This window comes from Actinomycetospora sp. (genome assembly GCF_055612215.1).
The window spans coordinates 1-3,081 of record NZ_JBVPVA010001027.1; the positions used below are offsets into that span (position 1 = coordinate 1).

General features: G+C 74.4%; 3 protein-coding genes and 1 pseudogene. 3 read left to right on the top strand and 1 reads right to left on the bottom strand.

All coding sequences use genetic code 11. The features are described from left to right. Positions 1–271 precede the first annotated feature (271 nt). Together AC0CYZ_RS27820 and AC0CYZ_RS27825 are read left to right on the top strand one after the other, a co-directional pair. Positions 272–862, top strand: a complete 591-nt coding sequence (locus tag AC0CYZ_RS27820) for a TetR/AcrR family transcriptional regulator (protein WP_472221349.1) — start codon at positions 272–274, stop codon at positions 860–862. Then, positions 855–1,652, top strand: coding sequence for a class I SAM-dependent methyltransferase (locus tag AC0CYZ_RS27825; RefSeq protein WP_472221350.1), 798 nt, complete (start codon positions 855–857; stop codon positions 1,650–1,652). Before AC0CYZ_RS27820 ends, AC0CYZ_RS27825 begins: the two co-directional genes overlap by 8 nt. Positions 1,653–2,240: 588 nt before the next feature. Here the strand turns inward: AC0CYZ_RS27825 and AC0CYZ_RS27830 are convergent. Continuing rightward, positions 2,241–2,585, bottom strand: a pseudogene (locus AC0CYZ_RS27830) (histone-like nucleoid-structuring protein Lsr2); the annotation flags it as partial. Positions 2,586–2,841: 256 nt separating this feature from the next. Here AC0CYZ_RS27830 and AC0CYZ_RS27835 point away from each other — a divergent pair. After that, positions 2,842–3,081 (top strand): membrane protein (locus AC0CYZ_RS27835; RefSeq protein ID WP_472221351.1); only part of this gene is annotated, 240 nt, incomplete at its 3' end.

Here is a 3,081-nt window from a genome sequence, read left to right on the forward strand (position 1 = left end):
CCGAACGACTCCGCGGTGAACTCCGTCAGGTGCTCGACGTGGCTCGCGCGCCCGGCGCCGAAGAGGGGTTGCAGCACCGGGTCGGCCAGGACGCTGTCGTAGAAGATCTGCTCGAGGCGGTGCAGACCCGCCTCCCCGCCGCGTGCTCGAACAACGAGACCACGGTGCAACTCCCCTGCGCGACGGCGGGCCGCTCCGACGAGACGGTCCGGTTCGGGTCGTGAGCGTGGCACGCGGGTGCGACCACTCGCAAGACGCTACGGTTCGTCCCGTGGGCGATCCGAGGCGGCGGTCGGCGTCGGCCCAGGCCGCCGTCCTGCGCAGCTGCGCGGAGATCATGCGGGACCGGGGCCCGGCGGCCGTGAGCATCGAGGGCGTCGCGCGGGCGGCGGGCGTCGGCAAGCAGACGATCTACCGGTGGTGGCCGTCCCGGGGAGCACTCCTCGTCGACGCGATGGTCGCCGGGCGCGGCGAGGTCGAGATCGACGTCGTCGACACCGGTGACCTCGCGGCCGACCTCCGGGCGATGCTCGTCGCGGTGATCCGGGTGATCACGGGCGAGCACGGCCCGCTCCTGGCCTCCCTGCTCGGCGAGATGCAGCAGGACGTGGGACTGCGTGCGGCGTTCGACGAGGCGATCTTCGAACCGGTCCGCGGCTCCTACCGGGCCCGCCTGCGAACCGCGCGCGCCTCGTCGGGCACCGCCGGGTGGCCCGACGACGACACCATCCTGGACCTCGCGTTCGGGCCCCTCTGGTTCCGGCTGCTCACCCGGCCCGGCCACCTCGACGAGGGATTCGCCTACGACGTCGCCGGTCTCGTCGCGCGCGCCCTCGGCCTGGAGGACGCGGCCCGTGGGTGACGACGAGGGCTACCTGCTGAGCAACCGGGCGCGCGAGGCCGGGACCCGCCTCGACGCGCTCGCCGAGCTGTTCGACGCCTCGACGTTCCGCCACCTCGACGCCGTCGGGGTCGGACCCGGATGGCGGTGCTGGGAGGTCGGCGCCGGCGGGCGCAGCGTCCCGGAGTGGCTCGCCGCCCGCGTCGGGGCCGGGGGGCACGTGCTGGCCACCGACATCGACACCAGCCGGCTCGACGCGCCCGGCCCGGCGCAGCTGACGGTCCGTCGGCACGACGTCGGGGTCGAGGACCCGCCCGAGGTCGGTCTCGACCTCGTCCACGCCCGGCTCGTCCTCACCCACGTCCCGCGGCGGGAGGAGGCCCTGGCCGCGATGGTCGCGGCCCTGCGCCCCGGCGGGCACCTCCTCCTCGAGGAGGCCGACCCCGGACTGCAGCCCCTGCTCTGCCCCGACGAGTACGGCCCCGAACAGCAGCTTGCGAACCGGCTCCGCCACGGCTTCCGCACGCTGATGGCCGGACGCGACGCCGACCTGGCCTACGGACGCACCCTGCCGCGGCGCCTGCGCGACCTCGGCCTGCGGGACGTCGGGGCCGACGCGTACTTCCCGATCACCTCGCCGGCCGCCACGACCCTCGAGGTCGCCACCGTGGCGCAGATCCGCGACCGTCTGGTCGCCGGCGGAATCGCCACCGACGACGAGATCGATCGCCACCTCGACCACGTCGCGGCCGGGCTGGTCCCCGATCTGGCGACGTCGCCGATGGTCAGCGCCTGGGGCCGCAGGTCCTGAGCCCGTGCGCCCTGCTCGGCGGGGACACGACTGGTTCGAGTCGAGACCGTCCACCAGCACGCCGATGCCGAAGGAAATCTGCTCGTTCTACCGAACCCCTGCATCCTCGGCGTAGAACCTCACGGCGAATCACGGTCGAGAAGCGGACCGCTTGCCCTGCTCGGAGAACAGCGTCGCGGGTGTAGCGCGGCGAGATTCGGCTCGTCGCCCCAGGTGCCGTAGGCCGGCACCGATGGGCTCTGGTGCCGTGCGCCGCGGGCTGCCCGACCGTCCCGTCCCTCGACACGCGGGCTGCGCCACGGCGGCCACCACGACCGGTCAGCGGCGGGCCTCCCAGGCGCGGTAGTTGCTGATCAGGTCCTTCTTGAGCTGGCCGCGCGGCTTCACGTCGATCCCCTGGTCCGCGGCCCAGCCGCGGATCGTCTCGCGCTCGGGGCCCGTCAGACCGTCCCGGCCGCGGCGCTCCCCGTCCTCCGACGACGGCTCCGGGGTGGGCTCGGGCGCCGGCTCCGCGGCCGGTTCCGGGCTGCCCGCGGCCGGGGTCGCGACGCCGTCCGGGCTCGGGAGCATCGTCGGGTCGCCCGCCTCGTAGGCCTCGACCACGCGGCCGGGGAGCCGCCCGCGCTCGGCGAGCGTGACACCGTGCTCGGCGGCCCACGCCCGGATCTCGGCGTTGGCGCTGCGGGAGCGCCCGGCGCCGGCCGCCGCGCCCGACGAGGCGGGCCGGGCCGCCGGCGTGCTGCGGGCGGGGCGGCGACCGCCGGTGCGCCGGGCCGCCGCGACGTAGGGAGCCAGGACCCCGCGCAGCGCCTCGGCGTGCTCGCCCGACAGGTCGATCTCGTAGTCGACGTGGTCGAGACCGAAGGAGACGCTCTCCGCGGCGACGCCGCCGTCGAGGTCGTCGACGAGCGTGACGACGGTTCGCTGTGCCATCGGGGTCGTGCTCCCATCCGTCGGCGGTGCGGCACGCACTTTTCGCGTGGCCGCTCCGCGGTCAATTCCCGCAGGGCGCTCCCCCTCGCGCGTGCTTCCTATCAGAACCGTCGACCCGGTGCGTCACGCGGTGACGGATGTCCCGCGTTCACCGGGAGTTCGGCGGATCGGGTCGAGAAATCGCGGTTGGGACCGGCGGAGGCCCGGGAACCACGGCCGGGACCACGGCCTTCCACGCTCGAGGGAGCTTTCTCCAATGCCGTTCCTGCCCACCCAAGCGTCGCCCGGTGGCGGCGGTTTCGACGCCCTTCAGGCGCTGCAGAACGCCTTCACCACGTTCCTGAGCTACGTGCCGAACGTGATCGGCGCCCTGCTGGTGCTGATCATCGGCTACATCATCGCGCGCCTGCTGCGCGCCGGGATCTCGCGGCTGCTGCGCGGCGTGCACCTCGACGACAAGCTCACCCACGGCCGCGGCGGGGAGTACGTCTCCCGG